This window comes from Planktothrix sp. FACHB-1355, from assembly GCF_014748295.1.
GTDB lineage: Bacteria > Cyanobacteriota > Cyanobacteriia > Cyanobacteriales > Aerosakkonemataceae > Aerosakkonema > Aerosakkonema funiforme_A.
Genome location: NZ_JACJUP010000934.1, coordinates 1 through 2,796, shown reverse-complemented (window position 1 = coordinate 2,796; position 2,796 = coordinate 1). Strand labels below are relative to the sequence as shown.

The window sequence follows — 2,796 nt, the reverse complement described above, 5'->3', positions numbered from 1 at the left end:
GGTTCCTGAAGCCGTAAGAACTTACTTGGAGGCAGAACAAGGCATCCGCCCCATTGTGTAGGCAAAATTCATCTCCTGACGATCCCAAACAGTACGATCCCCTACCCCTAAATACAGTTCGATTTGTCGTTCGATTTGTCCACCCTTTGCGATATGATGTGGTTCATCACTAGGGATTGATTAATCGAGTAGATAGAGGGCAAGACGCAGTGATTAGAGTAGCGATCAACGGTTTTGGACGCATCGGGCGTAACTTTATGCGCTGCTGGCTGGGCAGAGAAAATAGCCAAATCGATCTAGTTGCTATTAACGACACCTCTGACCCAAAAACCAACTCCCACCTGCTAAGGTATGACACGATGCTGGGGAAGTTGAATGCCGATATTAGTTATGATGACAACTCCATCACCGTAAATGGCAAGACGGTGAAATGCGTATCCGATCGCAATCCGGAAAACTTGCCCTGGAAAGAATGGGAAATTGACCTGATCATTGAATCGACAGGTGTGTTTGTCAGCAAGGAAGGCGCTACCAAGCACTTAAATGCTGGCGCGAAGAAAGTTCTGATTACCGCTCCCGGTAAAAATGATGACGGCACTTTTGTGGTAGGAGTCAATCAAGACGAATACGACCACCATAAGCACTGGATCATCAGCAATGCTAGCTGTACGACCAACTGTCTGGCACCCATTGCCAAGGTGCTGCACGAAAAATTCGGCATCATCAAAGGCACGATGACTACCACCCACAGCTACACGGGCGACCAACGCTTGCTGGATGCTTCTCACCGGGATTTGCGTCGGGCACGGGCAGCAGCAATGAACATCGTACCAACTTCGACCGGCGCTGCTAAAGCAGTGGCTCTGGTAGTACCGGCCCTGAAAGGCAAACTGAACGGCATCGCTTTGCGCGTACCAACTCCTAACGTTTCTGTGGTGGATTTGGTGGTGCAAGTCGAAAAGAATACGTTTGCAGAAGAAGTAAACCAAGTTCTTAAGGAAGCCGCAGAAGGCCCTCTGAAAGGGATTCTGGAATACAGCGACCTGGAGCTGGTTTCTTCTGACTATCGCGGTACCGATGCTTCTTCGATCGTCGATGCTAGTCTGACGATGGTGATGGGCAACGATATGGTTAAGGTGGTAGCTTGGTACGACAACGAGTGGGGTTACAGCCAACGAGTTGTGGATTTGGCAGAACTGGTAGCTCAGAAGTGGGTTAATTAGTTAGTCTATCGCTCAGTCATTAGGGTGGGCACCGCCCACCCCATTTGCCGCTAAGCTCAACCGCTAGCTCTAGCTAGCAGAGGCGCTGCATTGAGTAAAGTTTGCGTGTAATAATGCTGGGGATTTGTAAAAATGTCGTCGGTTTTACCTAGTTCGACGATGCGACCGGCATTCATAACGGCGATGCGATCGCAGAAAAATCTCGCCACCCAAAGGTCGTGAGTAATAAACAAATAGGTGAGATCGAATTCTGCCTTTAGTTCCAACATTAATTCCAGTACCTGGGTCTGGACGTGAGCGTCGAGCATACTGACCGGTTCGTCGCAGATAATCAGTTTGGGACGGGTAATCAAGGCGCGTGCGATCGCCACCCGCTGTTGCTGTCCTCCAGATAGATCGGAGGGATAGCGGTGGTAATATTCAGATGACGGTGTTAAACCAACCCGCTCCAACATCTGTATGACTCGCTCTTTTGCTTCATCTTGACTGGCGAGTTTGTGAATATACAGGGGATCGGCGATACTCTGTCCGATCGTCATACGCGGATTGAGGCAAGCGTGAGGGTCTTGAAATACCATTTGGATTTGTCGCCGCGTCAGTCGCATGGATTCGGCAGACAAGTTCGTGAGTTCCTGTCCGAGAAACTCTACATTTCCAGAAGTCGGCTTTTTCAGCTGCAAAATGGTTCTGGATAGGGTACTCTTCCCGCAACCGGATTCTCCCACCAATCCCAGGATTTCACCTGGGTACAGCTCTAAGCTGACATCATCTACGGCTTTGATAACTGGGATATTTTTGGCAAAGAACTGGGTGAGAAAATTTCCTTCTAAGCTATAGTGCTGTTTTAAATCCTTAACCCGCAGAATAGGAGATGGGGAAGTACTTGCTTGCAAAGAGGTAAGTACTATTTTCTCCCCCACTCCCCCACTCCCCTGCTCTCCCGCTCCCTTATCGCTGACGGCTTGAATGTGAAGAGCTGCTTGCAGGAGCGATCGCGTATATTCATGTTGGGGATGTTGGAGAACTGAGTCGGTGGAACCAGTTTCGACCATTTGTCCGGCATACATCACCGCCATACGATCGCAGTATTCTCCTACCATTGCCAGATCGTGGGAAATTAGGAGTAAAGCCATATCCCGTTCTCGACACAAACGGGTTAGTTCTTCCAAAATCTGTGCCGAAACGGTAACATCCAAACTGGTGGTAGGTTCATCGGCGACAATGAGTTTGGGATTGAGGAGCAAAGCAAGCGCGATCGCCACCCTCTGTCGCATTCCACCGCTAAACTCGTGGGGATATTGCGACCAACGATTTGCCGGAATCTTTACAGCTGCCAGAGTTTCGATCGCCTTTTCTTTAGCTTGACGCCTGGACAAATGCGGTTGATGGGATTTTAGCGTTTCAATACAATGTTCTCCTATTTTCATCAGGGGATCGAGGCGCGTCATTGGGTCTTGAAAAATTAGCGCCACCGCTTCCCCTCGAAATCGGCGCAACGCAGAAGGATTTAGATCGAAAACAGATTGACCTTCAAAATAAACACCCCCTTCCACCTGCGTCGATGGGGGAAGCA

At 49.4% G+C, this 2,796-nt stretch carries 2 protein-coding genes; one reads left to right on the top strand and one right to left on the bottom strand.

All coding sequences use genetic code 11. The features are described 5' to 3' along the window. Positions 1–209: 209 nt before the first annotated feature. On the top strand, positions 210–1,223 hold the full coding sequence (locus H6S82_RS27170) for a type I glyceraldehyde-3-phosphate dehydrogenase (protein ID WP_190474076.1): 1,014 nt from the start codon (positions 210–212) through the stop codon (positions 1,221–1,223). A 56-nt stretch (positions 1,224–1,279) separates the two neighbouring features. Here H6S82_RS27170 and H6S82_RS27165 read toward each other — a convergent pair. After that, the coding region (locus tag H6S82_RS27165; RefSeq protein ID WP_191057029.1) for an ABC transporter ATP-binding protein at positions 1,280–2,796 on the bottom strand (1,517 nt) is incomplete at its 5' end.